Origin of the sequence: Citrobacter sp. Colony219 (assembly GCF_019382635.1) — a bacterium.
In the GTDB taxonomy this organism is placed as follows: Bacteria; Pseudomonadota; Gammaproteobacteria; order Enterobacterales; family Enterobacteriaceae; genus Citrobacter; species Citrobacter youngae.
In genome coordinates this window covers 2,362,879-2,388,582 of record NZ_CP080033.1, presented here as the reverse complement: position 1 = coordinate 2,388,582, position 25,704 = coordinate 2,362,879, and the positions used below count along the sequence as shown (strand labels likewise).

The 25,704-nt window shown below is 50.9% G+C and carries 21 protein-coding genes and 1 other RNA gene; 17 read left to right on the top strand and 5 right to left on the bottom strand.

Annotation, left to right across the window (positions count from 1 at the left end):
• The first annotated feature begins 21 nt into the window (after window positions 1–21).
• On the top strand, window positions 22–873 hold the full coding sequence (locus JTI85_RS10530; protein WP_115643474.1) for a Vmh family MBL fold metallo-hydrolase: 852 nt from the start codon (window positions 22–24) through the stop codon (window positions 871–873).
• 70 nt (window positions 874–943) lie between these two features.
• Here JTI85_RS10530 and JTI85_RS10525 read toward each other — a convergent pair whose 3' ends face one another.
• The 3 genes from JTI85_RS10525 to JTI85_RS10515 form a co-directional block, all read right to left on the bottom strand.
• On the bottom strand, window positions 944–1,132 hold the full coding sequence (locus JTI85_RS10525) for a YdiH family protein (protein ID WP_005120249.1): 189 nt from the start codon (window positions 1,130–1,132) through the stop codon (window positions 944–946).
• 77 nt (window positions 1,133–1,209) lie between these two features.
• A complete protein-coding gene (menI, locus tag JTI85_RS10520; RefSeq protein ID WP_005120251.1) occupies window positions 1,210–1,620 on the bottom strand; it encodes a 1,4-dihydroxy-2-naphthoyl-CoA hydrolase in 411 nt (136 codons plus the stop codon).
• Window positions 1,617–4,673 carry an FAD-binding and (Fe-S)-binding domain-containing protein gene (locus JTI85_RS10515; RefSeq protein ID WP_137346339.1) on the bottom strand — a complete coding sequence of 1,019 codons (3,057 nt, stop codon included), beginning with the start codon at window positions 4,671–4,673 and terminating at the stop codon, window positions 1,617–1,619. The genes menI and JTI85_RS10515 overlap by 4 nt, the downstream gene beginning before the upstream one ends.
• A 213-nt stretch (window positions 4,674–4,886) precedes the next feature.
• On the opposite strand from JTI85_RS10515, the gene ydiK reads away from it, so the two are divergent.
• The 9 genes from ydiK to JTI85_RS10470 all read left to right on the top strand — a co-directional run bounded on the left by ydiK (window position 4,887) and on the right by JTI85_RS10470 (window position 14,287).
• On the top strand, window positions 4,887–5,996 hold the full coding sequence (gene ydiK, locus JTI85_RS10510) for an AI-2E family transporter YdiK (protein ID WP_048211846.1): 1,110 nt from the start codon (window positions 4,887–4,889) through the stop codon (window positions 5,994–5,996).
• Window positions 5,997–6,184: 188 nt separating this feature from the next.
• Window positions 6,185–6,292, top strand: an RNA gene (gene rprA / locus JTI85_RS10505) — antisense sRNA RprA.
• A gap of 195 nt (window positions 6,293–6,487) precedes the next feature.
• On the top strand, window positions 6,488–6,844 hold the full coding sequence (locus JTI85_RS10500) for a YdiL family protein (protein ID WP_219351463.1): 357 nt from the start codon (window positions 6,488–6,490) through the stop codon (window positions 6,842–6,844).
• Window positions 6,845–6,990: 146 nt separating this feature from the next.
• Complete coding sequence (locus tag JTI85_RS10495; RefSeq protein WP_048211848.1) at window positions 6,991–8,211, top strand: MFS transporter; 1,221 nt, start codon at window positions 6,991–6,993, stop codon at window positions 8,209–8,211.
• Between the two features lie 242 nt (window positions 8,212–8,453).
• A complete protein-coding gene (locus JTI85_RS10490; protein WP_061067799.1) occupies window positions 8,454–9,689 on the top strand; it encodes an MFS transporter in 1,236 nt (411 codons plus the stop codon).
• A gap of 21 nt (window positions 9,690–9,710) precedes the next feature.
• Window positions 9,711–10,577 carry a quinate/shikimate dehydrogenase gene (ydiB, locus tag JTI85_RS10485; RefSeq protein WP_048211850.1) on the top strand — a complete coding sequence of 289 codons (867 nt, stop codon included), beginning with the start codon at window positions 9,711–9,713 and terminating at the stop codon, window positions 10,575–10,577.
• Window positions 10,578–10,611: 34 nt separating this feature from the next.
• Window positions 10,612–11,370 (top strand): type I 3-dehydroquinate dehydratase, encoded by a 759-nt coding sequence (gene aroD / locus JTI85_RS10480; RefSeq protein WP_048211851.1) that lies wholly within the window; start codon window positions 10,612–10,614, stop codon window positions 11,368–11,370.
• A gap of 156 nt (window positions 11,371–11,526) precedes the next feature.
• Complete coding sequence (locus JTI85_RS10475; RefSeq protein WP_101741697.1) at window positions 11,527–13,122, top strand: acyl CoA:acetate/3-ketoacid CoA transferase; 1,596 nt, start codon at window positions 11,527–11,529, stop codon at window positions 13,120–13,122.
• A 13-nt stretch (window positions 13,123–13,135) separates the two neighbouring features.
• Window positions 13,136–14,287: an acyl-CoA dehydrogenase gene (locus JTI85_RS10470; RefSeq protein WP_115643477.1), complete on the top strand. Its 1,152-nt coding sequence runs from the start codon at window positions 13,136–13,138 to the stop codon at window positions 14,285–14,287.
• Between the two features lie 54 nt (window positions 14,288–14,341).
• Here the strand turns inward: JTI85_RS10470 and JTI85_RS10465 are convergent, their stop codons facing one another.
• Window positions 14,342–15,232 (bottom strand): AraC family transcriptional regulator, encoded by an 891-nt coding sequence (locus JTI85_RS10465; protein WP_048211854.1) that lies wholly within the window; start codon window positions 15,230–15,232, stop codon window positions 14,342–14,344.
• A gap of 509 nt (window positions 15,233–15,741) precedes the next feature.
• Here JTI85_RS10465 and JTI85_RS10460 point away from each other — a divergent pair.
• From JTI85_RS10460 to fadK, 5 genes are all read left to right on the top strand, one after another.
• Entirely contained in the window at window positions 15,742–16,506 is a 765-nt protein-coding gene (locus tag JTI85_RS10460; RefSeq protein ID WP_219351462.1) for an electron transfer flavoprotein, read from the top strand.
• Between the two features lie 21 nt (window positions 16,507–16,527).
• A complete protein-coding gene (locus JTI85_RS10455; RefSeq protein WP_048211856.1) occupies window positions 16,528–17,463 on the top strand; it encodes an electron transfer flavoprotein subunit alpha in 936 nt (311 codons plus the stop codon).
• Window positions 17,464–17,520: 57 nt separating this feature from the next.
• Entirely contained in the window at window positions 17,521–18,810 is a 1,290-nt protein-coding gene (locus JTI85_RS10450) for an FAD-dependent oxidoreductase (RefSeq protein WP_219351461.1), read from the top strand.
• Window positions 18,807–19,100 (top strand): ferredoxin, encoded by a 294-nt coding sequence (locus JTI85_RS10445; protein ID WP_048211858.1) that lies wholly within the window; start codon window positions 18,807–18,809, stop codon window positions 19,098–19,100. Before JTI85_RS10450 ends, JTI85_RS10445 begins: the two co-directional genes overlap by 4 nt.
• A gap of 81 nt (window positions 19,101–19,181) precedes the next feature.
• On the top strand, window positions 19,182–20,819 hold the full coding sequence (fadK, locus tag JTI85_RS10440; protein WP_219351460.1) for a medium-chain fatty-acid--CoA ligase: 1,638 nt from the start codon (window positions 19,182–19,184) through the stop codon (window positions 20,817–20,819).
• Between the two features lie 93 nt (window positions 20,820–20,912).
• On the opposite strand, the gene ppsA is transcribed toward fadK, so the two are convergent.
• A complete protein-coding gene (ppsA, locus tag JTI85_RS10435) occupies window positions 20,913–23,291 on the bottom strand; it encodes a phosphoenolpyruvate synthase (protein WP_061067794.1) in 2,379 nt (792 codons plus the stop codon).
• 329 nt (window positions 23,292–23,620) lie between these two features.
• On the opposite strand from ppsA, the gene ppsR reads away from it, so the two are divergent.
• A complete protein-coding gene (gene ppsR, locus JTI85_RS10430) occupies window positions 23,621–24,454 on the top strand; it encodes a posphoenolpyruvate synthetase regulatory kinase/phosphorylase PpsR (protein WP_003030553.1) in 834 nt (277 codons plus the stop codon).
• A 126-nt stretch (window positions 24,455–24,580) separates the two neighbouring features.
• Entirely contained in the window at window positions 24,581–25,627 is a 1,047-nt protein-coding gene (gene aroH / locus JTI85_RS10425) for a 3-deoxy-7-phosphoheptulonate synthase AroH (RefSeq protein WP_005120291.1), read from the top strand.
• The last annotated feature ends 77 nt before the right edge of the window (window positions 25,628–25,704 follow it).

The window sequence follows — 25,704 nt, the reverse complement described above, 5'->3', positions numbered from 1 at the left end:
TCCTGCACAAGGTTCCCCGTTATGAAAATCAATACACTGGCTATGCTGTTACCCCTGTTTGCCTCTTCGGCATTTGCCGCTCCACTACAGTTGGATGTCTACAATCCGCAGGAAAAGGCTATTTTCCCGGTCTCTTCTACGCTGGTGTCCGGCCCGAAAGAAGCGATTTTGTTTGATGCCCAATTCAGCACCAAAGACAGTGAAAAACTGGTGCAACTGATTCGCACCAGCGGTAAGACGCTGAAAGCCATTGTGATCACGTCTGGCGATCCGGATTTCTACTTTGGCCTTGAGCCACTTGTCAAAGCCTTCCCCGGTGTCAAGGTGTTGGCTACGCCGCACGTGGTGGATCATATTCGTGCCACCAAAGAAGCCAAATTACAGTTCTGGGGCCCACAGATGAAAGATGGCGCGCCAACATCGCTCACTGTACCGCAGGCCACCACGCAAACACGCTTTACGGTTGATGGCGAAACGCTGGAATTACGCCATCCTAATGACTATGCGGCGTATGTCTGGATCCCGGCGAACCGCGCCATCATTGGCGGAACCGGTATCGCTTCAGGTATTCACGTCTGGACAGCGGACACGCAGTCATCGGCAGAGCGCACGGCATGGCGAAACGTACTGAGTGAAATGCAGCAATTACATCCCACTCAGGTGATTCCCGGTCATTATATTGGTGAACGCCCGACGGGTGATAAAGCGATTCGCTTCACCCAGGATTATTTGCAGTCGTTTGAGCAGGCGCTGGGCGCGAAAAAAGGTTCAGCCTACGTGATAAAAACAATGACCGCAGCATGGCCGGGCCTTGCAGACGAAAGCTCTCTGGAGCTAAGTGCGAAAGTGAATACCGGTGAGATGAAGTGGTAAACAAGGTTTAAGGCAAAAAATAACCCCGAACACATGTGTCGGGGTTTTTATTACGACAGGCATACCGGAATCAATGAACGCCCAGGCGCCAGGCAAAATAGATCTCTTCTTTCAGTTCAGTCGAAGAGAGCGTTAATAAATCGGCAAACTCCAGCTCTAATTGTTTCAATCTTTTCAGGTACTGAGCTGGTGAAAGATCGGTTTTATCACGACGTAAAAATTCTATTGCCAGTTGGGCCGGGTCTAATTGGGTAGACATATCATCCTCGCTTGTGTTCAGAACCTGCACAGTATAACACCATTACCTGCGCAGATAATGACCAAACTCAACATGCATCACAAAATAGCGGTCGTCAGTCGCGAGGTGCAGCATAACCGACCCTGCTCATCAAAGATCTCGATTTGCCACACCTGATGACGTGAACCGGTATGCACAGGGCTGCACACCCCTCTGACGAGCCCTTCACGTGCAGAACGAACGTGGTTGGCGTTAATCTCAAGGCCCACCACTTTTTGAGTGCCCATCGTACACAGATATCCAGCCACCGAGCCAATGCTCTCAGCCAGCACGACAGACGCCCCGCCGTGCAGCAAACCAAAGGGTTGTTTGGTGCGATGGTCCACGGGCATTGTGGCTTCCAGAGTATTGTCGCCGATATGCACAAAACGGATATCGAGCAGCCCGACCATATTTCCTTCACCCATGGCGTTAAGCGCCTCGAGTGTGACTTCACGTTTCCAGATCATCCTATAATCTCCAGTAATGCCTGTAATGGGTGGCGAACGCCTGTGCCTTCTACGCGTTTAACCTGGCTTCGACATGAATACCCGGCAGCCAGACAACGGTTACGCGGCAATCGTTGCATTGCCTGGTGCCATGATAACTCATAGATCCCCAGTGAGTTCTGATGATTCTTCACTTCGTGACCATAGGTACCCGCCATCCCGCAGCACCCCACGCTGACGTTTTCCAGTTTGGCCCCAAACCGGGCAAAAATCGCGGCCCACTGCGCAGGCGCTCCCGGCAGAGCGGTCACTTCGGTACAGTGTCCGAAGAAGTACCACGGTTCGCCACCGATAGCGACCGGCGGTTGTGACGCTAGTACAGCCGATAACCACTCATTGACCAGTAAGACATGGAAATCACCGCGCTGCTCGCCGAGCGCCAGCGTGTATTCATCGCGATAACATAGCACCAGCGCCGGATCGACACCGACCATTGGGATATTCAGCTTTGCCACCCGGTTGAGGAATTCAGCGGTCTTTTTCGCCGTTTTTGCAAACCGGTTTAAAAAGCCCTTTATATGCTGCGCTTTGCCGTTAGGCGAGAATGGCAACAACACCGGCTGCAAACCCAATTTTTCTACCAGTCGGATGAAATCAGCCACTACCTTTGCATCGTAATAGCTGGTGAAAGGGTCCTGCACCACCAGCACCGTACGTGCTTTTTGCTCCTGGCTGAGAGCTTCAAGCTGTTCCAGCGTCATATTGGCCGAACGATGCCCGACCAGCTGTCGTTGTAATGATGGTGCAGACAACAGCGGCAAATCCACCATGCCGATGTGTTTTTTAGCCAGATTACGTACCAGTGGTTGATTGATGAAAAAGTTGAACGTTTTAGGTGCGCGCGCCATCAGCGGTGCATAACTCTCAACGGTGGCGACCATGTGATCGCGAAGCGGGCGCAGATAGCGCGTGTGATACAGCTGCAGGAAGCGCGAGCGGAATTCCGGAACGTCAATTTTTATCGGGCACTGCGTAGAACAGGCTTTACATGCCAAACACCCGGACATCGCCTCTTTCACTTCATGCGAGAAATCATACTCGCCCTTACGTGCATGCCAGCTGTTCCGGGTTCGGGCGATTAGCGTACGTAAACTGGCACGTTTTTCTGGCAACTCTTTTTCCAGTTTCACGGGGTCGATCCCACGATCGGCCAACAGGCGCAACCATTCCCGTACCAGCGTTGCCCGCCCTTTTGGCGAGTGAATGCGATTGAGGCTAATTTTCATCGACGGACACATCGGGCTTTTGGCATCGAAGTTAAAGCATAACCCGTTGCCGTTACACTCCATTGCCCCACGCCACTCCTGTCGAACGGCCAGCGGGATTTGACGATCGTAAGTCCCACGTTTAACCGCATCCACTTTCATCATTGGCGCATCGATGGCTTCCGGAGGGCAAATTTTCCCCGGATTGAGCCGGTTTTGCGGATCAAACGCCGACTTCACTTTGCGCAGTTCGCGATACAGTTCCTCGCCAAAGAATGCCGGACTGTACTCAGCACGGAAACCTTTCCCGTGTTCGCCCCATAGCAGACCACCGTATTTGGCCGTCAGCGCCACCACATCATCAGAGATGCGTTTCATCAGCACTTCTTGTTGCGGATCGCACATATCCAGCGCGGGTCTGACGTGCAGCACCCCGGCATCCACGTGACCAAACATGCCATAGCTCAGGCCATGACTATCGAGTAGCGCACGGAACTCGGCAATATAGTCGGCCAGGTGTTCCGGCGGTACGCAGGTATCTTCGGCAAACGGAATCGGCTTCGCAGAGCCTTTGGCATTACCCAGCAGACCAACGGCCTTTTTCCGCATGGCGTAGATACGCTCGACACCAGCCAGTTCGGTACACAGCTGCCAGCCAATTACGCCGGCTTCCTGCCGGGCAATTAGCCCGTCCAGGCGTTCACACAGCGCACTGACCTGAGAATCAATTAATGCTTCATCGTCACCAGCAAACTCGACGATATTCAGCCCGAGCATCTCTTTATCCGGGACATCGGTAATCAATTCGCTGACGGAGTGCCAGACAATATCTTCACGCGCCAGATTAAGCACTTTTGAATCGACGGTTTCGACCGACAGCGCGCGCGCTTCCACCATCACTGGCGCATTACGCAATGCAGAGTCAAACGAATCGTATTTGACGTTGACCAGCCGCCGAACTTTAGGCAGCGGCGTGATATCAAGGCGGGCTTCGGTGATAAAGGCCAGCGTACCTTCGGACCCCGTAAGGATGCGGGTTAAATCAAACTCGGTCATCTCATCATTGAAGACGTGCCGCAGGTCGTAGCCGGTTAAAAAGCGATTGAGCTTTGGAAACTTGTCAATGATCAACTGTCGGTTCTCACGACACCGTTCATAAACCGTCTTATAGATGCGCCCAATCGCCGTATTGTTTTTACCGAGCATTTCGGCAAATTCAACCGGCATCGGCTGGGTATCGAGAATATCCCCGCCCATCAATACCGCGCGAATACCCAGCACGTGATCGGAGGTTTTACCGTAGACCAGCGAACCTTGCCCGGAAGCGTCGGTGTTAATCATTCCCCCCAACGTCGCCCGGTTACTGGTGGACAATTCAGGCGCAAAGAAATAGCCGTAGGGTTTCAGATATTGGTTAAGCTGATCTTTTATCACCCCCGCCTCTACCCGCACCCAACCTTCCTGCACATTGATTTCAATGATGCGGCTCATGTAACGGGACATATCAACAATAATGCCCTGATTAAGCGCCTGCCCGTTGGTGCCTGTGCCGCCGCCGCGAGGGGTAAAAATCAACGACGAAAAGAGCGGTTCTGACGCCAGCCGGGCGATAAGCGCCACATCAGCCGTCGAACGAGGGAAAACCACGGCATCAGGCAGAAGCTGATAGATACTGTTATCCGTCGACATTGTCAGACGATCGGCATAGCTCGTTGCCGTATCGCCCGTGAATCCTTGCTGCTCCAGCGCCTGCAAAAAATTGAGCACCAGTTGAACGACACCTGGCGCCTGAGAAATTTGTGGAATCATTATAGTGACCCTTTCCTGCGGTCTGTGTTGTGAATTTAATCGTTTGCGTGTTGCTTTGTTTGTTGTATCACATTTTTTTCTAATACGCTCAGCAGATTTACAGGCAGAATCCGCCTGTTCAAAACCGCTGAAATTGCTCATCATTATAGAGTGTGATTAACGTGTTCACGTCGCGTCAACGTTCTGACGCAAAGACAAAGGTGAAAAGTATTTATGGTAAATTTCCGTCAGCCCAGGGATATTGCACAAGTGCTGCTATCGGTGCTGTTTTTAGCCATCATGATTGTGGCCTGTCTCTGGATTGTGCAACCCTTTATCCTCGGTTTTGCCTGGGCAGGTACGGTGGTCATTGCGACCTGGCCCATCCTGATACGTATACAAAAATTGCTGTGGGGACGCCGTTCGCTGGCCGTGCTGGTGATGACCCTGTTGTTAGTTCTGTTATTTATTATTCCTATCGCTCTGTTGGTCAACAGCATCGTTGATGGCAGTGGTCCCCTGATTCATGCCGTTACCGCCGGTGATATGACGCTGCCGGATCTGGCGTGGTTAAACAGTATTCCTCTGGTGGGTGCCAAACTCTATGGCGCATGGCACAGCCTGTTGGATATGGGCGGTTCGGCTATCATGGCTAAGGTTCGTCCCTATATCGGTACCACAACCACCTGGTTTGTTGGTCAGGCCGCGCATATTGGCCGCTTTATGATGCACTGTGGCTTGATGTTGCTATTCAGCGCCCTGCTGTACTGGCGCGGTGAGCAGGTGGCGCTAGGCATTCGCCACTTCGCCTGCCGTCTTGCATCAAAACGCGGTGACGCGGCAATCCTGTTGGCAGCGCAGGCCATTCGTGCGGTTGCATTAGGCGTGGTCGTCACTGCGCTGGTACAGGCCGTCCTCGGCGGTATTGGTCTGGCGGTAACGGGGGTACCTTACGCGACGCTACTGGCGGTGTTGATGATCCTCTCCTGTCTGGTGCAACTGGGGCCTTTACCGGTGCTGATTCCGGCCATTATCTGGCTTTACTGGACAGGTGATTCTACCTGGGGCACGGTGCTGTTGGTGTGGAGTGGCGTGGTCGGAACACTGGATAACGTTATTCGTCCCATGCTGATCCGTATGGGGGCTGATTTGCCGTTGATCCTTATTCTTTCCGGGGTTATCGGCGGGTTGATTGCATTCGGTATGATTGGTCTGTTTATCGGCCCAGTGGTACTGGCTGTTTCATGGCGCCTGTTCTCCGCATGGGTCAATGAAGCCCCTGCACCGGGCACTGACCCGGATAAAATTCTCGAAGAAATCGCTGAAATCGAAAGCAATAAGTAATACAACATCAGGCGGCAACATTGCCGCCTGATTGTTTACTATTGCTGATAAATACATCGCAACTCCCCGAACCAACCCCAGCCCCAGCCCTGTGGGAGTACTCATTTATGTCGCAAATTCTTTACAGTTTTTAAACTATTGAGATGAATCTGATCGACGTGAAAAACCAGCATGCCTACTATTACCCCAAGGCTTTAGATCAACACATTGATTTATAAGCATGGAAATCCCCTGAGTGAAATAACGAATTGCTGTGTGTAGTCTTTGCCCATCTCCCACGATGGGCTTTTTTTTATCCTGCATTTCCACGTCCCATCACGGCCTACATCACATCAGCTAGCCAATTGTTTTATTTCACTCTCACGCCAAATGCACCAACTTCACAGATTAATAACAAATAATATTGCACAAGATACTGTGACTCTCTTCAAGCCGAAATATCCACAACAATGCTATTACTATTCCACCGTCTTTTATGAAGTGATGAAATAATGAACGCATTAGAATTGCAGGCTATCCGCCATATTTTTGCTATGACGGTGGAAGAAAGCGCCGCGTATATCGCGCGTGATGGCGACATTGTTGCCTGGCAACAATGGGAAAGTGGGGAAAAAGAAATCCCGGAAAACATCGCGCGCATTTGTGCAGAAATGAAAACAAAGAGAAAGTTAAGAATTAACGCGATCATCGAAAAAATAAATAATCGTATTGGTAATAACACAATGCGTTTTTTCCCCGATCTGGTTTCTTTTCAGGCAGTTTATCACCACGACAATTTTCTCGACTGGAAAATCTACCAATCTGCTGCAGTGGAACTCTATGCACACAACCTCGAGCGTTTGTGTTAGGCGGTCATAACGCCAGCACTACGTTGCAACACGGGCACCTGACATTATGCCCTCGCTCACGCGCAGTCTGCATACTATTTGGGCTAACACGCCCTACGCGACACAAAATACAACATCCATTTAGCCTCTTCGCCGAGTAACACATTATGAAAAACACCTATTTCTCTACTGCGATAGGGCTGTACCTTAATTACCTGGTACACGGTATGGGGGTCATTCTGATGTCCCTCAATATGTCCTCACTTGAACAGCAGTGGCAAACCAATGCAGCGGGGGTCTCGATTGTCATCTCCTCCCTTGGTATCGGTCGGTTAAGCGTCTTATTAGTTGCAGGCATGCTGTCCGATCGCTATGGGCGCAGACCGTTTATCATTTTTGGCATGATCTGCTACCTCATCTTCTTTTTTGGCATCATCAATACTCACAGCATTGTGATTGCCTACGCCTTCGGTTTTTTAGCGGGAATGGCAAACAGTTTTCTTGATGCCGGAACCTACCCCAGCCTGATGGAAGCCTTCCCCCGTTCACCCGGCACCGCCAATATCCTGATTAAAGCCTTTGTGTCCAGCGGCCAGTTTCTGTTGCCGATGGTTATCAGCCTGCTAGTGTGGGCTGAACTCTGGTTTGGCTGGTCTTTCTTGCTGGCGGCGGGAATTATGGCGGTTAACGGCATATTTTTGTTTCGCTGTCGCTTCCCTGCACATCCGGGGCCAAAGCATTCCATCATGCCATCATCCTCTTTACAGGAACCTATTCAGCCGAAGCATGGTTGTTCCCTTCTCGATCTGGGGAGTTACACCCTGTATGGCTATATCTCGATGGCCACATTTTATCTGGTTAGCCAGTGGCTGGCACAGTATGGTCAGTTTGTCGCCGGTATGCCGTATACGTTATCTATCAAGCTGTTAAGTATTTACACCTGTGGTTCGCTGCTGTGCGTATTCATTACTGCTCCCCTGGCGAGAAAAGCGGGTCGTGCCACGTCTCTGTTGATGCTGTACACCTTTATCTCCTTTGTCGCGCTGCTGGCAGTTTGCCTGCATCCAACGACCTGGGTCGTGATTACATTCGCCTTTGTCATCGGGTTCTCATCAGCCGGAGGCGTCGTGCAAATCGGTCTAACGCTAATGGCCGCTCGCTTCCCGCAGGCGAAAGGTAAAGCTACCGGTATTTACTACAGCGCGGGCAGTATCGCGACCTTCACGATCCCACTGATTACCGCCAGGCTCTCCGAAACCAGTATTGCGCACATCATGTGGTTTGATGCGGGTATCGCTGCGTTCGGTTTCCTGTTGGCACTGTTTATTGGTTATCGCAGCCGGCTTGCAGCAAAGCGTCAGTTAAACATGGCACCACTCGCACAATAACGCGGGTGCAATATTGTTCCCCTCTTCTGCAAAATAATTGGACGTATTTTTAAAATAACGGCAAAACGTCGGCCTGACGAATTAGGTTTCACAGTTTGATATGCAATATACCTGGTAACTTAAACGCCATGCTATGTAGGTACAATAACTACTGCCCGGTATATTAATCACAAGGTCGCCGAAATTTAAACTACACCGACGAGCACAGAATAATTTTAAAATCCGCAAGGAGTTGTGAAAAAATGTCTCAGAAAAAGACCTTTAACACGCCATTTCTTCTGGCGATAACCTGTATTTATTTAAGTTATTTTTTACACGGTATTAGCGTCATCACACTGGCGCAAAACATGACCTCCCTGGCTGAAAAGTTTTCAACCGATAATGCAGGGATTGCCTATCTAATTTCCGGCATTGGTCTTGGTCGACTGGTCAGTATTTTATTCTTTGGCGTTCTCTCAGATAAGTTCGGTCGTCGGGCTATCATTCTGTTAGGCGTTATTCTATATATGCTGTTCTTCTTCGGTATTCCCGCCAGCCCCAATCTGATGATTGCCTTTATTCTGGCTGTATGCGTTGGCGTAGCGAATTCAGCGCTGGATACCGGCGGTTATCCGGCGTTAATGGAATGTTTCCCCAAAGCATCCGGCTCGGCGGTTATTCTGGTTAAAGCCATGGTGTCGTTTGGCCAGATGATTTACCCCATCGTCGTCAGCACCATGCTGCTCAACCATGTCTGGTACGGCTATGCGGTCATCATCCCGGGTGTACTGTTCGTGGTCATCACCCTGATGCTGTTAAAAAGTCGCTTTCCCAGCCAGATGGTGGACGCGGGTCTCGCCAAAGATCTGCCACAGATGAACAGTAAACCCCTGGTCTGGCTGGAAGGTGTCGCTTCCGTGCTGTTTGGGGTTGCCGCATTCTCAACCTTTTATGTCATCGTGGTCTGGATGCCGAAATATGCCATGGCATTTGCTGGCATGGCGGAAACTGACGCACTAAAAACCATCTCTTACTACAGCATGGGATCGCTGGTCTGCGTATTCATCTTTGCTGCCCTCCTGAAGAAAATGGTTCGCCCCATTTGGGCTAACGTTTTTAACGCTGGTCTGGCAAGCATTACCGCTGCGGTCATTTATTTGTATCCCTCTCCGCTGGTTTGTAACGCAGGTTCGTTTCTGATTGGCTTTTCTGCTGCTGGCGGTATTTTACAGCTCGGTGTCTCGGTGATGTCAGAGTTTTTCCCGAAGAGCAAAGCCAAAGTCACCAGTGTTTATATGATGATGGGTGGTGTAGCCAACTTTATTATCCCACTGATCACCGGATACCTTTCTAACATCGGCCTGCAATACATCATTTTGCTGGACCTTGCATTTGCTCTGCTGGCATTCATCACCGCCATCATCGTCTTTATTCGCTATTACCGCGTATTTGATATCCCCCAAAATGATGTGCGGTTGGGCGAACGTTATTTTCAATAAATTGTTTAGAAGGAGTATCAAATGGACGTAACTGCAAAATATGAACTGATTGGTCTGATGGCCTACCCTATCAGACACAGTCTGTCCCCTGAAATGCAAAATAAAGCATTAGAAAAAGCGGGTCTGCCTTTTACCTACATGGCATTTGAAGTCGATAACTCAACGTTTGCTAATGCAATTGCTGGTTTAAAAGCGTTAAAAATGCGCGGCACCGGGGTATCTATGCCCAATAAACAGTTGGCCTGTGAATATGTTGATGAATTAACACCTGCCGCCAAACTGGTTGGCGCAATCAACACCATCGTTAATGATGATGGCTACCTGCGTGGTTACAACACCGACGGCACCGGCCATATTCGCGCGATTAAAGAAAGCGGCTTCGATATTAAAGGTAAAACCATGGTACTGTTGGGCGCGGGCGGCGCGTCTACAGCCATTGGCGCTCAGGCAGCCATTGAAGGCATCAAAGAAATTAAGATCTTTAACCGTAAAGATGAGTTCTTTGAAAAGGCGCAGGCATTCGCTAAACGTGTTAATGAAAACACCGACTGCGTTGTCACCGTGATCGACCTTGCCGATCGACAGGCATTTGCCGAGGCACTCGCCAGCGCGGATATTTTGACCAACGGCACGAAAGTCGGCATGAAACCGCTGGATAACGAATCTATTGTGACCGACGTTTCCCTGCTTCGCCCGGAACTGCTGGTGACCGAATGCGTGTATAACCCGCATATGACCAGGTTGTTGCAACAGGCACAACATGCCGGTTGCAAAACGATTGATGGTTACGGCATGTTGTTGTGGCAAGGGGCTGAGCAGTTCAAGCTCTGGACCGGGAAAGATTTCCCGCTGGAGTATGTCAAACAGGTTATGGGTTTTGCAGCCTGATGGGCAGTATTTGTGAATAGTTAAAGGGTAATCAATGAAAACCGTAACCGTAAGAAACCTCGTGATTGGCGAGGGTGCGCCGAAGATCATTGTCTCACTGATGGGTAAAGACATCTCAACGGTAAAAAGCGAAGCACTGGCCTATCGCGAAGCGGATTTCGACATCCTGGAATGGCGTGTTGACCATTTCGCAGATGTCGCTTCCATTGACGCAGTACTGGAAGCCGCACGTGCGATCCGTGATGTGATGGCGGATAAACCGTTGCTGTTCACCTTCCGTAGTGCCAAAGAAGGGGGTGAACAGGCTCTGTCCGTCGAAAACTATATTGCATTAAACCGCGCAGCAGTGGACAGCGGTCTGGTAGATATGATCGACCTGGAGCTTTTCACCGGTGATGAACTGGTTAAAGCGACCGTCGAGCATGCGCACGCAAAAAATGTCTTCGTTATTATGTCGAATCATGATTTTCACAAGACACCAGCAGCCGATGATATTGTCCAGCGACTGCGTAAAATGCAGGAACTTGGTGCAGATATTCCAAAAATCGCGTTGATGCCGCAAAGCAAAGCGGATGTGCTGACATTGCTTAGCGCAACGCTGGAAATGCAGGAACGCTACGCCGACCGCCCAATTATTACCATGTCAATGGCGAAAACCGGTGTGATCTCACGACTGTCCGGCGAAGTTTTCGGCTCAGCGGCGACGTTTGGTGCGGTGAAAAAAGCCTCGGCCCCAGGACAAATCTCCGTAACCGATCTACGTACCGTTCTGACAATATTACACCAGGCTTAATAGCCCAATATTTTTAAATTGCAATAAATAACGCCCTGCCCCAGATATTCGTTTTACCACGAATATCTGGCAGACGATTAAATATTTTCAAATAACGCAAAATACTATTATCGAATATAGCGATAGGCATTCGCACGAATATAACCTGGAGTTTATATGAAACTTTCAAGACCAACACGCTTAAATGGTCGGGTACCGGTATTATCTGCAGCTGACGCAATTGATTATATTCCGGATGAAGCCACACTCTGCGTATTAGGCGCTGGCGGTGGGATACTTGAAGCCACAACATTAATTAATGCACTAGCCGAGAAATATAAAAATAGCCAATCCCCACGTAATTTGTCGCTAATTAGCCCGACAGGACTGGGCGACCGTGCAGACCGGGGTATTAGTCCACTGGCACAGGAAGGTTTAGTTAAATGGGCGTTGTGCGGCCACTGGGGACAATCCCCACGGATATCCGACCTCGCGGAACAAAATAAAATAGCCGCCTACAACTATCCACAAGGCGTATTAACTCAAACCCTGCGTGCCTCTGCGGCCCATCAGCCAGGTATTTTGAGTGATATCGGCATTGGCACGTTTGTCGATCCCCGCCAACAAGGTGGCAAACTCAATGAAGTGACCACCGAAGATCTGATCAAACTGGTAGAAATTGATAACAAAGAGTATCTCTACTACAAAGCCATTGCGCCGAATATCGCCTTTATTCGCGCCACAACCTGTGATAGCGAAGGCTACGCCACCTTTGAAGATGAAGTGATGTATCTCGATGCGCTGGTCATCGCGCAGGCCGTGCATAACAACGGCGGCATCGTCATGATGCAGGTACAAAAAATGGTGAAGAAAGCCACACTGCACCCTAAAGCCGTGCGGATCCCTGGCTATCTGGTGGATATCGTCGTTATCGATCCAGAACAGACTCAGTTGTATGGCGGAGCGCCGGTTAACCGTTTTATTTCAGGCGATTTCATCCTTGATGACAGCCTGCAAACTGCCCTGCCGCTTAACCAACGTAAACTGGTGGCCAGACGTGCGCTGTTCGAAATGCGCAAAGGTGCAGTGGGTAACGTTGGCGTAGGAATTGCCGATGGTATTGGTCTCGTTGCGCGTGAAGAAGGCTGCGCCGATGACTTCATACTGACGGTTGAAACCGGGCCAATCGGCGGTATTACCTCGCAGGGCATCGCTTTTGGGGCCAACGTCAATACCCGCGCTATTCTGGATATGACCTCCCAGTTTGACTTCTACCACGGTGGCGGTCTGGATGTGTGCTATTTAAGCTTCGCCGAAGTCGATCAGCACGGCAACGTCGGTGTGCATAAATTCAATGGCAAGATCATGGGCACTGGCGGTTTTATTGATATCAGCGCCACCTCGAAGAAAATTATTTTCTGCGGCACCCTGACAGCCGGAAGTCTGAAAACAGATGTTGCCGACGGCAAATTGAATATCGTGCAGGAAGGTCGGGTGAAGAAATTCGTTAGCGAATTACCTGAAATCACCTTCAGTGGAAAAATTGCCCTCGAACGTGGACTGGATGTGCGTTACATCACCGAACGCGCCGTATTTACGTTAAAAGAAGATGGCCTCCATTTAGTGGAAATTGCCCCAGGTGTTTCTTTACAAGAAGACATTCTGGACAAAATGGAATTCACCCCCGTTATTTCTCCAGACCTGAAACTGATGGACGAAAGATTATTTATCGATGCCACGATGGGTTTTGTTTTGCCCGACGCCGCCAATTAAAAGGAGTACCCTGATGGACTTTTCATTAACTGAAGAACAAGAGCTGCTGCTTGCCAGCATTCGGGAACTGATCACCAGTAATTTCCCGGAAGAATATTTCCGCACCTGCGATCAGACCTCCACCTACCCTAAAGAATTTATGCGCGCGCTTGCGGATAACGGTATTTCGATGCTGGGCGTGCCGGAAGAGTTCGGAGGCATTCCGGCAGATTACGTCACGCAAATGCTGGCGCTGATGGAAGTCTCAAAATGTGGTGCGCCTGCCTTTCTGATCACTAACGGCCAGTGTATCCACAGTATGCGCCGTTTTGGCTCCGCGGAGCAGCTACGTAAAACCGCTGAAAGCACCATGGAAACGGGCGATCCGGCCTATGCGCTGGCGTTAACCGAACCGGGAGCTGGCTCAGATAACAACAGCGCCACCACCAGCTACACCCGCAAAAACGGCAAGGTGTACCTTAACGGGCAAAAAACCTTTATTACCGGTGCCAAAGAGTACCCGTATATGCTGGTTCTGGCTCGCGATCCTGAGCCGAAAGATCCGAAGAAAGCCTTTACCCTGTGGTGGGTGGATGCGAAGAAACCCGGCATCAAAGTTAATCCGCTGCACAAAATCGGCTGGCACATGTTAAGTACCTGCGAAGTCTATCTTGATGACGTTGAAGTTGACGAAAGTGATATGGTCGGCGAAGAGGGTATGGGCTTCCTCAACGTGATGTACAACTTCGAAATGGAGAGACTGATCAACGCAGCACGCAGCACCGGCTTTGCCGAATGCGCTTTCGAGGATGCCGCACGTTACGCCAACCAGCGTATCGCCTTTGGTAAACCGATTGGCCACAACCAGATGATCCAGGAAAAACTGGCGCTGATGGCGGTTAAAATCGAAAACATGCGCAATATGGTATTGAAAGTCGCCTGGCAGGCCGATCAGGAACAATCACTGCGTACCAGCGCGGCGCTGGCAAAACTGTACTGCGCGCGCACAGCAATGGAAGTTATCGACGACGCGATTCAGATAATGGGTGGTCTGGGTTATACCGATGAAGCCCGGGTATCCCGGTTCTGGCGTGATGTACGCTGCGAACGCATTGGCGGTGGCACCGATGAAATCATGATCTACGTCGCCGGACGTCAGATCCTGAAAGATTATCAAAACAAGTAAGCCGTACTATCATCCGGATAGCGGATAAACGCTATCCGGACTTACGCCAGAAAATCAGATTTCCGGCTGCAGGCATTCCTGCTCAGTCAGATTATTTTTAAACTGCTTACGATAATCGCTGGGAGTACAGCCTACGTGTCGCTGGAAGAGTTTGGCAAAGTGATCAACATTTTCATACCCCACCCGCCACGAGATTTCCGCTAACGACGCTTCCGTGTTCGTCAGCGAAAATTTTGCCTCCGTCATCCGTCGCTGAATAACATAATTAATCGGCGAAATACGATACTCTTTAGTGAATTCGTGACAAATATAACTCACACTGGCGCGAAATTTTTTCGATAACTGATCGAGTGTGATTTTTTCGCGAAAGTTGTTATTCAAATACACCAGAACATCTTTAATTAACACGTCTTTTTTAATATACCCCTGCTCCGAACGATAAGCATTTTTAAAGTTTTCGTAATACAAGACGGTTAATGCGTAGGCAAAGGCATCATAAGCAGAGGATGACAGATTATTTTTACACTGCGGTATCATAATACTCAGTTCATTAAAAATACTCTTAATAACCTCCTTTCCCTGGCCGACGCTGATGACCGGACACGAGTGTAACTGCAACAGCTGGTTATCCTGCCAACCATTGAAGCGAAAACCGTACAGTGCACAGGTGTAGGTCGTGGCAGGTGCGTTGCTATCCGAGGCGACAGCATGTAACCGTCCTTGTTCTATCACCACAATATCCCCGGCGTGAGCGACATACAGCGAAGAATCAATAATTAAGCGCGCGACACCTTTTTTGACATAGATAAGTTCGGTTTCATTGTCATGCACATGGTGGCCCGACTCCCAGTTAGGATCATCACTGATGACGAATCGCGAAAATCTGGGGGTCTTCCCCTGCTCAAAAAGGGTTTCCATGGCATTATCAAAACATCGTTGATACATGACAGCCTCCACCTTTAGATGGTAAATGTGCGGAAAATTAATAGTGTTAAATGATAACGATTAACCACGTTATACAACGATATTCTATCCAAGCGAAACAAAATTATTTGCGCCGTCTGCAAGATGACACCTCTTGTCCAGGAACACTGTTAGCGTGCGTTATTTACGTTTTATACTAATTGAAAAGAATAAATGTTATTAATTCAACATTAACGATTTACATATCAGAAACAAATGCGGACAGATATCGCTTAAAAATAGGATGCATTTCTCAATTACACCCTCGTTTACTGTTTTCACGGTGTAACCTTGCGTACACAACTTTTACTCCTCGCTTAGAAACTCCGCATCGCCGTTGCACATTTTTCTGCAAGATTGTTGGGAATGAAAACAGATTGCCCCGTCGAAAACAGGCCCCACTCTGCCGCACACTATTTTCAGTCAAATTTTCCCTACTGCCGATAATGACGCACTTCGTCATCATCCGAACGTAACTCACTGGAGATGCCATGAAAATAATAACCTGCTTTAAGTTGGTGCCTGAAGAACAGGACATTGTTATTACCCCAGAGCGCTCGCTTAACTTTGATCGGGCCGATGCCAAAATCAGTCAATTTGATCTGAATGCGATTGAAGCCGCCACACAACTTACCGCCGAAGGCGATGAGATTGTCGCCTTAACCGTGGGCGGCTCCTTGTTGCAAAACTCTAAAGTACGTAAAGACGTGCTGTCCCGCGGTCCGGATAACCTGTTTATGGTGCAGGACCCTCAGCTGGAGCATGCGCTGCCGCGCGATACCGCCCAGGCGCTGGCTTGTGCGGCTAAAAACATTAAATTCGATCTGATGCTGTTCGGGGAAGGGTCCGGCGATGTCTACGCACAACAGGTCGGTTTACTGGTAGGTGAGCTCCTGCAGCTTCCTGTGGTTAACGCGGTAAGCAACATCCAACGTAACGGCGACCGCATTCTGGTTGAGCGAACCCTTGAAGATGAAGTCGAAGTCATTGACCTGCCGCTCCCGGCAGTAATTTGCGTGACCTCGGATATCAATACACCGCGGATTCCGGCAATGAAAGCTATTCTTGGTGCCGGCAAAAAACCCGTCACCCCCTGGCAGGCCAGCGATATTGGCTGGACGCCAGCGTCACCGCTGGCGGAATTAGTCAGCCTTAGCGTTCCACCGCAGACAGAACGTAAGCACATCATTCTGAAAAATGACTCAGCAGAAGCCATTGCCGAACTGGCCGAACATCTGAAAAAAGCCCTGAACTAAGCCCAACGGAGAACAATCATCATGAGTAAATTAGCCAACGTATGGGTGTTTAGCGATAACGTAGAACGCTATGCGGAATTAATGACCGCCGCCCGCCAGTGGGGCGAGCAGGTACACCTTATTGTGCAGGGCAACGAACAGGCCGATCAGGTGAAAGCGCTGGGTGCCGATGACATCATCGTGCTCGAACACGCCAGTGAACTGCAGCGTGTTGAAAACTACGCCGAGACTGTCTCAGCCTTACTGCAAACGCACACCGGCCTGTTGCTGATGCCTGCGTCTAAACGCACAAAATCACTGGGCGCGCGGTTAAGCATGCAACTCAATGCGGCGATGGTAAACGACGCCACATCGGTCACTCTCGATGCAGGTGCGCTGTTTGCAGAACACCGTATGTATGGCGGTCTGGCATTCGGTAAAGAAAAACTGAATAGCGCGCTGGCGATTATCACGCTTGCCCCTGGTATGTTTGAACCAGCAGAAACCAATCCTGCGCACACTTGCCCTGTCATCTCAGCACCTTATATCACGCCACTTCATGAGATTGTTTGCCAGGAACGTCGCGCCAAATCTCTCAGCAGTGTCGATCTCAGCAAAGCCAAACGCGTGGTTGGCGTCGGTCGTGGCCTGGTGGCCGAGAGCGACCTGCAGATGGTACGCAATCTTGCCGCCGTTCTGGGTGCCGAAGTGGGTTGTTCACGCCCTATTGCCGAAGGTGAAAACTGGATGGAGCGCGAGCGCTATATTGGCGTTTCCGGCGTGCTGTTGAAATCAGATCTGTACCTGACGTTGGGCATTTCAGGGCAAATTCAACATATGGTCGGCGGGAACGGCGCGAAGATCATAGTCGCCATCAATAAAGATAAAAAAGCCCCGATCTTCAACTACGCCGATTACGGTCTGGTTGGTGACATTTACAAAGTCGTCCCGGCCCTTATCGAACAGCTCAGTCGCTAACGGCCACATTTAACGCACATATCCCGCTGCATTCGCAGCGGGAAAGGAGCAAAGAACATGTCAGATGAAAAATTTGATGCCATTGTGGTCGGTGCTGGCGTGGCGGGTGCGGTAGCAGGTTACGTGATGGCCCAGGCCGGGCTGGACGTGCTGGTTATTGAGCGCGGAAACAGTGCCGGCAGCAAAAACATGACCGGAGGACGACTCTACACGCATAGCCTGGAGCACATTATGCCCGGCTTTGCAGAGGAAGCCCCTGTCGAACGGAAAGTGACCCGCGAAAAAATCTCTTTCCTGACGGAAGAAAGTGCTGTCACTCTCGATTTCCACCGTGAAAAAGACAATACCCCAGCGCAGGACTCATATACCGTATTGCGCAACAGGCTCGATCCCTGGTTGATGGAAAAAGCCGAACAGGCCGGGGCTCAGTTTATTCCGGGCGTTCGCGTCGATTCCCTGATCCGGGAAGGCAACAAAGTCACTGGCGTGCAGGCGGGTGACGATATCCTGGAAGCCAATATCGTTATCCTTGCTGATGGCGTCAATTCCATGCTGGGACGTTCACTGGGAATGGTACCACCTTCTTCGGCACATCATTATGCCGTTGGCGTAAAAGAACTGATCGGCCTGCCGCCAGCAGTCATTGCAGATCGTTTTAATCTGTCAGGAAATGAAGGTGCCGCCTGGTTGTTTGCCGGTTCGCCATCTAATGGCCTGATGGGCGGAGGTTTCCTGTATACCAACAAAGACTCCGTCTCTCTGGGACTGGTATGTGGTCTGGGCAATATCGGGCATGCGACAAAAAGCATTCCGCAAATGTTGGAAGATTTTAAACAGCACCCCACTATTCGCCCACTGATCGCCAGCGGTGAATTGCTGGAGTATTCCGCACACATGGTGCCGGAAGGCGGCCTGGCGATGGTACCGAAGCTGGTTGATGACGGTGTGATGATAGTCGGCGACGCCGCCGGTTTTTGTCTGAACCTGGGTTACACCGTGCGTGGCATGGATTTGGCGATTGCTTCAGCAGAGGCTGCGGCCAAAACCGCCATTGCAGCGAAAGAACGTCAGGATTTCTCCGCCAACAGCCTGATGGACTACAAACGCGCCCTTGCACAGGGTTGTGTGATGCGTGATTTACAGCATTTCCGTAAGATCCCCGCGCTAATGGAAAACCCCCGTTTGTTTACCCAATACCCGCGCATGGTGGCCGATATCATGAGCGATATGTTCACCATTGATGGCAGCCCAAACCAGCCAATTCGCAAGACCATTTTATCCCACGCGAAGCAGATTGGGCTGATGAACCTACTGAAAGACGGCATCAAGGGAGCAACCGCACTATGAGTCAGGACAACACCGTAAATGTTGACGTCAAACTGGGCGTTAATAAATTCAATGTCGATGAGGGGCATCCGCACATCATCCTTACCGAACATCCTGACATGAAAGAATTTCGCAAACTGCTGAAAGCCTGTCCTGCTGGACTGTATAAGCAGGACGAAAGTGGAAATATTCATTTTGATTCCGCAGGCTGCCTGGAATGTGGTACCTGCCGGGTTCTGTGCGGCTCTACTATCCTCGAACAATGGGAATACCCGGTTGGGACATTTGGTGTGGATTTCCGTTACGGCTAACACGTATCGCCTGTTGCACGCCGGATACAGCACATCTGTTATTCGGCAGGACGTGTACCGAAATTATCCAGGGAATAACTCATGAGTGTCACATTAACGTTTAATGCCGAACGTCGGGAAGCTTATCGACAACAAGGGTTTTGGGGGGATGCATCGCTGGGTGATTACTGGAGCCAAACAGCCCAGGCGATGCCGGACAAAATCGCTGTGGTCGATAATCACGGCGATTCATACACCTACGCCGCGCTCGACAGCGCGGCCAGCCGTCTGGCGACCTGGTTGTTAGCCTGCGGAATCCAGCCAGGTGACCGCGTCGCCTTTCAACTGCCCGGCTGGTGTGAATTTACCCTTATCTATCTGGCCTGTCTGAAAACCGGAGCGGTTTCCGTACCACTACTTCCTGCCTGGCGCGAAGCCGAGCTGGTATGGGTACTGAACAAATGCAAGGCAAAGATTTTTTTCGCACCTACGCTGTTTAAACAAACCCGGCCGGTAGATCTGATCCTGCCCTTGCAAAACCAGCTGCCGCATCTGCAACAGATTGTTGCCGTCGATAAGCTGGCACCCGCGACAGACTCACTGGCACTCAGCCAGCTTCTTTTATCACCACCATTAACCCAGCCAATTAGTGTGCATGCCGATGAGCTGGCTGCGGTGCTGTTTACCTCCGGAACAGAGGGGATGCCCAAAGGGGTAATGCTGACCCACAACAACATCCTGGCCAGTGAACGCATCTATTGTGCCCGTCTTAATCTTACCTGGCTGGATGTATTTTTAATGCCCGCGCCACTTGGCCATGCTACCGGTTTTTTACATGGCGTGACCGCACCGTTTTTAATTGGCGCACGCAGCGTACTGCTGGATATTTTTACTCCAGCAGCCTGTCTCGAATTACTGGTACAGCAGCGCTGTACCTGCGTACTCGGCGCCACACCGTTCGTCTATGACATGCTGTGTAGCGTGGAAAAACATCCCTACGATCTCTCGTCGTTACGCTTTTTCTTATGTGGGGGCACAACCATTCCACGGAAGATTGCCCGTGACTGCCAGCAGCTCGGTATAAAATTATTAAGCATTTATGGCTCAACAGAAAGCTCGCCGCACGCGGTGGTCAATCTGGATGATTCGCTTTCCCGCATGATGAACACCGACGGATATGCCGCAGCCGGCGTGGAAATTAAAGTCGTCGATGAGGCACGTAACACGTTGCCTGCGGGTATGGAAGGAGAAGAGGCCTCCCGCGGGCCCAATGTGTTTATGGGCTACCTTGATGAACCTGAACTCACCGCCCGTGCGCTGGATCAAGACGGCTGGTATTACAGCGGCGATTTATGCCGAATGGACGATGCCGGATACATCAAAATCACCGGGCGTAAGAAAGATATTATTGTGCGCGGTGGAGAAAATATCAGTAGCCGTGAGGTCGAGGATATTCTGTTGCAGCATCCGCGTATCCATGATGCCTGCGTTGTGGCAATGCCGGACGATCGTTTAGGCGAAAGATCGTGTGCGTATGTGGTGCTAAAACCTCCGCACCATTCGCTGTCGCTGGAGTCAGTGGTAACCTTTTTTAGTCGCAAGCGGGTGGCAAAGTACAAATACCCTGAGCACATTGTGATCGTGGAGAAATTACCGCGCACAGCGTCCGGTAAAGTACAAAAATACCAACTGCGTCAGGATATTATTCAGCGTTTGAGCGTGGAGAGTGTTGCAGGATAAAGTGCCGGATGGCGACGCTAGCGCATCTTATCCGGCCTACGTTGAATGCCAATCGTAGGCCGGTAGGCGTTTACGCCGCCATCCGGCATGATGTTACTTGTTCAGTTCAGCCAGACTCAGCCAGGTCTGCACAACGGTGTCCGGGTTGAGCGACAGGCTGTCGATCCCTTCTTCCATCAACCAGGCCGCGAAGTCTTCGTGATCAGATGGGCCCTGGCCACAAATACCCACGTATTTACCCTGTTTCTTAGCGGCACGAATCGCCATCGACAACAGTGCTTTCACCGCATCGTTACGCTCATCAAACAGTTCAGAAACCACGCCAGAGTCACGGTCCAGACCCAGCGCCAGTTGTGTCATGTCGTTAGACCCGATAGAGAAGCCATCGAAGTATTCGAGGAACTGTTCAGCCAGCAAGGCGTTGGATGGGATCTCACACATCATGATTACCTTCAGCCCGTTCTCACCGCGTTTCAGCCCCTGGCGTGCCAGCTCTTCCACCACCGCTTTCGCCTGGGCAACGGTACGTACAAACGGTACCATCACTTCAACGTTAGTCAGACCCATGTCGTTACGGACACGTTTTACTGCGTCGCATTCCAGCGCAAAGCAGTCGCGGAAGCTATCAGCAACGTAACGGCCCGCGCCACGGAAGCCCAGCATTGGGTTCTCTTCATGCGGTTCATAACGCTCACCGCCGACGAGGTTGGCATATTCGTTGGACTTAAAGTCAGACATACGCACGATGACGCGTTTTGGATAAAACGCCGCACCCAGCGTCGCGATCCCTTCCGTCAAACGACCCACGTAGAATTCACGTGGGGAATCGAAACCTTTCATCAAGGCGCGGATTTCGTTTTGCAGCTCAGGCGTCTGGTCATCGAACTCCAGCAGAGCGCGCGGGTGCACGCCAATCATACGGTTGATAATAAATTCGAGACGCGCCAGGCCGACACCTTCGTTTGGCAGACAAGCGAAGTCAAAAGCACGGTCCGGGTTACCGACGTTCATCATCACCTTCAACGGCAGATCCGGCATGGTTTCCACGCTGGAGCTCTTCACGCTGAAGTCCAGCATGTCGGCATACACGTAGCCAGTGTCGCCTTCCGCACAGGAGACAGTGACCTTCTCACCGTCTTTCATGCGTTCGGTCGCATCGCCACAGCCAACAACCGCCGGAATTCCCAGTTCACGGGCAATAATCGCCGCGTGACAGGTACGACCGCCGCGGTTGGTGACGATTGCCGCCGCTTTTTTCATGATCGGTTCCCAGTCCGGGTCGGTCATGTCGGTAACCAGCACATCGCCTGGCTCGATACGGTTCATTTCGCTGATGTCCTGGATGACTTTGACCGGACCCGCGCCAATGCGGTGACCGATGGCACGACCTTCAGCAATAATTTTACCCTGCGCATGCAGCGTATAACGCTCCATCACCTGGCCGCGAGAACGTACGGTTTCCGGACGAGCCTGTACAATGAACAGCTTGCCGGTATGACCGTCTTTCGCCCATTCGATGTCCATCGGACGACCGTAATGCTTCTCGATTTGCACCGCCTGCTTCGCCAGTTCCTGCACTTCCTCGTTGGTCAGTGAGAAAACATCGCGTTGCGCCTGCGGAACGTCTTCAATGGTAACCTGCTTGCCATGCTCCTGAGTCGGCGCATAAATCATGCGGATTTTCTTAGAGCCCATAGTACGACGCACGATGGACGGACGATTAGCCGCCAGCGTCGGTTTATGCACGTAGAACTCATCCGGGTTCACAGCGCCCTGCACCACCATCTCGCCCAGGCCCCATGCAGACGTGATAAACACCACCTGATCGAAACCGGATTCGGTATCGATGGAGAACATGACACCGGAAGACGCGAGATCAGAACGCACCATCCGCTGAACGCCCGCAGAGAGCGCGACGCCGCGGTGATCATAGCCCTGATGAACACGATAGGAGATTGCGCGATCGTTAAACAGCGAGGCAAACACGTGTTTGATAGCAACCAGTACGGCATCAAATCCCTGGACGTTGAGGAACGTTTCCTGCTGGCCCGCGAATGACGCATCTGGCATATCTTCTGCTGTAGCGGAGGAACGCACGGCAAAAGAAGCATTGGCATCGTCCGCTGACAGCTGCGCGTAGGCATCGCGGACGGCATTTTCCAGTTCAGGCTGGAAAGGAGTGTCGATAATCCACTGGCGGATCTGTGCACCCGCTTTTGCAAGCTCGGTGACATCGTCAATATCCGTTTTATCCAGCAGCTCATAAATGCGCTGGTTTACGCCGCTTTGGTCCAGAAACTGGTTAAACGCATCGGCGGTCGTTGCAAAACCATTCGGTACGGAAACGCCCATACCTGAAAGGTTAGTAATCATTTCACCCAGGGAGGCATTTTTGCCCCCAACTCTGTCTACATCATTCATGCCGAGTTGGTTATACCAAAGCACCAGCGGTGACGAGCCATTGTTGGACATCGAACAATCCTTATATATGAACGAGGTTAGGAAACTCAATTTTGCGTAATTATCTTGGCATATTTACCTCAGCGAAAAAAACGGTGAATCGTTCAAGCAACTTTATTTTTTATTTTTTCAGATTCTTTCCGCATTTGCGCAAACCCGCGAACGGCACGGGATCACCACAAAATCAGTCGGTATAAACATTTGTTCCGAAAAATGAAATGTACTTTTCATTAAATATAAAAATACTGTTTCACTTTATAAAACTGATGCAGCAATATTCGCTTCTGACGAATTTTAATTTATGCTTTCAGAGAATTATGTCTGCCCCCAGGATGAGCAAAATGGATAATGCTGTTGATCGTCATGTATTTTATATTTCTGATGGCACAGCCATCACCGCAGAGGTATTGGGTCACGCGGTAATGTCGCAATTTCCGGTCACGATCAGCAGCATTACGCTGCCGTTTGTTGAAAATGAGAGTCGCGCGCGGGCGGTTAAAGACCAGATTGACGCCATTTATCAACAAACGGGTGTGCGTCCTCTGGTGTTCTACTCCATCGTGTTGCCGGAAATTCGCTCGATCATTTTACAAAGTGAAGGTTTTTGCCAGGACATCGTCCAGGCACTGGTCGCGCCGCTGCAACATGAGATGAAACTCGACCCCACGCCGATCGCACATCGCACGCACGGCCTGAATCCCGGCAACCTCAACAAGTACGATGCGCGTATTGCCGCCATTGATTATACCCTCGCGCACGACGACGGTATTTCGTTGCGCAACCTCGATCAGGCGCAGGTGATCCTGCTTGGCGTTTCTCGTTGCGGCAAAACCCCGACCAGTTTGTATCTGGCTATGCAGTTTGGTATCCGTGCGGCCAACTACCCCTTTATTGCCGATGATATGGATAATCTGGTGCTGCCCGCCTCTCTGAAGCCGTTGCAGCATAAATTATTCGGCCTGACCATCGACCCTGAGCGCCTGGCGGCGATCCGCGAAGAGCGCCGGGAGAACAGCCGGTACGCTTCGCTGCGCCAGTGCCGAATGGAAGTTGCTGAGGTAGAAGCGCTGTACCGAAAAAACCAGATCCCATGGCTGAACAGTACCAATTACTCGGTAGAAGAGATTGCCACCAAGATCCTCGACATTATGGGGCTGAATCGCCGCATGTACTAGAATACTAGTGCATTGGTTCGATTTTTTGTTATTATGCTCGCCACCAGGCAGGATGAGTGTGATATTGTGATGTACATCACTTCCCGGTAGTCCTGCCGTTGAAGCAACAAATTTCTGAGATAAGTAATGAACAGAACCGATGAACTCCGTACTGCGCGTATTGACAACCTGGTCACTCCAGCAGAGCTTGCGCAACGGCATCCTGTTTCGTCCTCCGTCGCCCGCCATGTTACGGATTCCCGACGCCGGATAGAAAAAATCTTGAATGGTGAAGATCCTCGCTTGCTGGTCATCGTTGGACCATGCTCGATTCACGATCTCGATGCCGCCATGGAATACGCCACGCGTTTGCAGGCACTGCGCACTAAACACCAGGCGCGTCTGGAAATCGTGATGCGTACCTATTTTGAAAAACCGCGTACCGTCGTGGGCTGGAAAGGCCTCATTTCCGACCCGGACTTGAATGGCAGCTATCGTGTAAATCATGGTATTGAGCTGGCACGTAAACTGCTGTTACAGGTCAACGAACTGGGTGTACCGACGGCCACTGAATTCCTCGATATGGTGACAGGTCAGTTTATTGCTGATCTGATCAGCTGGGGCGCAATTGGCGCACGCACCACAGAGAGCCAAATTCACCGTGAAATGGCTTCCGCGCTCTCCTGCCCTGTCGGGTTCAAAAACGGAACAGATGGCAACACGCGTATCGCCGTCGATGCTATTCGCGCGTCACGCGCCAGCCACATGTTCCTCTCACCGGATAAAACCGGGCAGATGACTATCTATCAGACCAGCGGCAATCCCTACGGTCATATCATCATGCGCGGTGGTAAAAAGCCGAACTACTCTGCCGAAGATATTGCCGCTGCGTGCGATACGCTGCATGAATTCTCTCTGCCGGAGCATCTGGTGGTGGATTTCAGCCATGGCAATTGCCAGAAGCAGCATCGCCGTCAGTTAGAAGTGTGCGATGACGTCTGTCAGCAGATTCGCAATGGTTCGACGGCAATAGCCGGGATCATGGCGGAAAGTTTCTTACGCGAAGGTACGCAAAAAATCGTCAGCGGCCAGCCACTGGTTTATGGTCAGTCAATCACCGATCCCTGCCTGAACTGGGAAGATACGGAACTGCTGGTCGAAAAACTCGCCGCGGCGGTAGACAGTCGATTCTAAAATCATGCCCGGGCGGCGGTTTCGCCTGACCCGACCTACGGTTCGTGCCCATCCAGGCCCGGTCAGCGTAATGCGAC

Excerpts from the sequence above, each read along its gene's own strand:
- JTI85_RS10515 (WP_137346339.1), bottom strand. The coding sequence starts at position 4,673 with ATGATTCCACAAATTTCTCAGGCGCCAGGTGTCGTTCAACTGGTGCTC.
- JTI85_RS10475 (WP_101741697.1), top strand. The coding sequence starts at position 11,527 with ATGAAACTTTCAAGACCAACACGCTTAAATGGTCGGGTACCGGTATTA.
- JTI85_RS10495 (WP_048211848.1), top strand. The coding sequence starts at position 6,991 with ATGAAAAACACCTATTTCTCTACTGCGATAGGGCTGTACCTTAATTAC.
- ppsA (WP_061067794.1), bottom strand. The coding sequence starts at position 23,291 with ATGTCCAACAATGGCTCGTCACCGCTGGTGCTTTGGTATAACCAACTC.
- JTI85_RS10470 (WP_115643477.1), top strand. The coding sequence starts at position 13,136 with ATGGACTTTTCATTAACTGAAGAACAAGAGCTGCTGCTTGCCAGCATT.
- ydiB (WP_048211850.1), top strand. The coding sequence starts at position 9,711 with ATGGACGTAACTGCAAAATATGAACTGATTGGTCTGATGGCCTACCCT.
- ydiK (WP_048211846.1), top strand. The coding sequence starts at position 4,887 with ATGGTAAATTTCCGTCAGCCCAGGGATATTGCACAAGTGCTGCTATCG.
- aroH (WP_005120291.1), top strand. The coding sequence starts at position 24,581 with ATGAACAGAACCGATGAACTCCGTACTGCGCGTATTGACAACCTGGTC.
- JTI85_RS10530 (WP_115643474.1), top strand. The coding sequence starts at position 22 with ATGAAAATCAATACACTGGCTATGCTGTTACCCCTGTTTGCCTCTTCG.
- JTI85_RS10525 (WP_005120249.1), bottom strand. The coding sequence starts at position 1,132 with ATGTCTACCCAATTAGACCCGGCCCAACTGGCAATAGAATTTTTACGT.
- aroD (WP_048211851.1), top strand. The coding sequence starts at position 10,612 with ATGAAAACCGTAACCGTAAGAAACCTCGTGATTGGCGAGGGTGCGCCG.
- fadK (WP_219351460.1), top strand. The coding sequence starts at position 19,182 with ATGAGTGTCACATTAACGTTTAATGCCGAACGTCGGGAAGCTTATCGA.
- JTI85_RS10455 (WP_048211856.1), top strand. The coding sequence starts at position 16,528 with ATGAGTAAATTAGCCAACGTATGGGTGTTTAGCGATAACGTAGAACGC.
- menI (WP_005120251.1), bottom strand. The coding sequence starts at position 1,620 with ATGATCTGGAAACGTGAAGTCACACTCGAGGCGCTTAACGCCATGGGT.
- JTI85_RS10490 (WP_061067799.1), top strand. The coding sequence starts at position 8,454 with ATGTCTCAGAAAAAGACCTTTAACACGCCATTTCTTCTGGCGATAACC.
- JTI85_RS10500 (WP_219351463.1), top strand. The coding sequence starts at position 6,488 with ATGAACGCATTAGAATTGCAGGCTATCCGCCATATTTTTGCTATGACG.
- JTI85_RS10450 (WP_219351461.1), top strand. The coding sequence starts at position 17,521 with ATGTCAGATGAAAAATTTGATGCCATTGTGGTCGGTGCTGGCGTGGCG.
- JTI85_RS10465 (WP_048211854.1), bottom strand. The coding sequence starts at position 15,232 with ATGTATCAACGATGTTTTGATAATGCCATGGAAACCCTTTTTGAGCAG.
- JTI85_RS10460 (WP_219351462.1), top strand. The coding sequence starts at position 15,742 with ATGAAAATAATAACCTGCTTTAAGTTGGTGCCTGAAGAACAGGACATT.
- ppsR (WP_003030553.1), top strand. The coding sequence starts at position 23,621 with ATGGATAATGCTGTTGATCGTCATGTATTTTATATTTCTGATGGCACA.
- JTI85_RS10445 (WP_048211858.1), top strand. The coding sequence starts at position 18,807 with ATGAGTCAGGACAACACCGTAAATGTTGACGTCAAACTGGGCGTTAAT.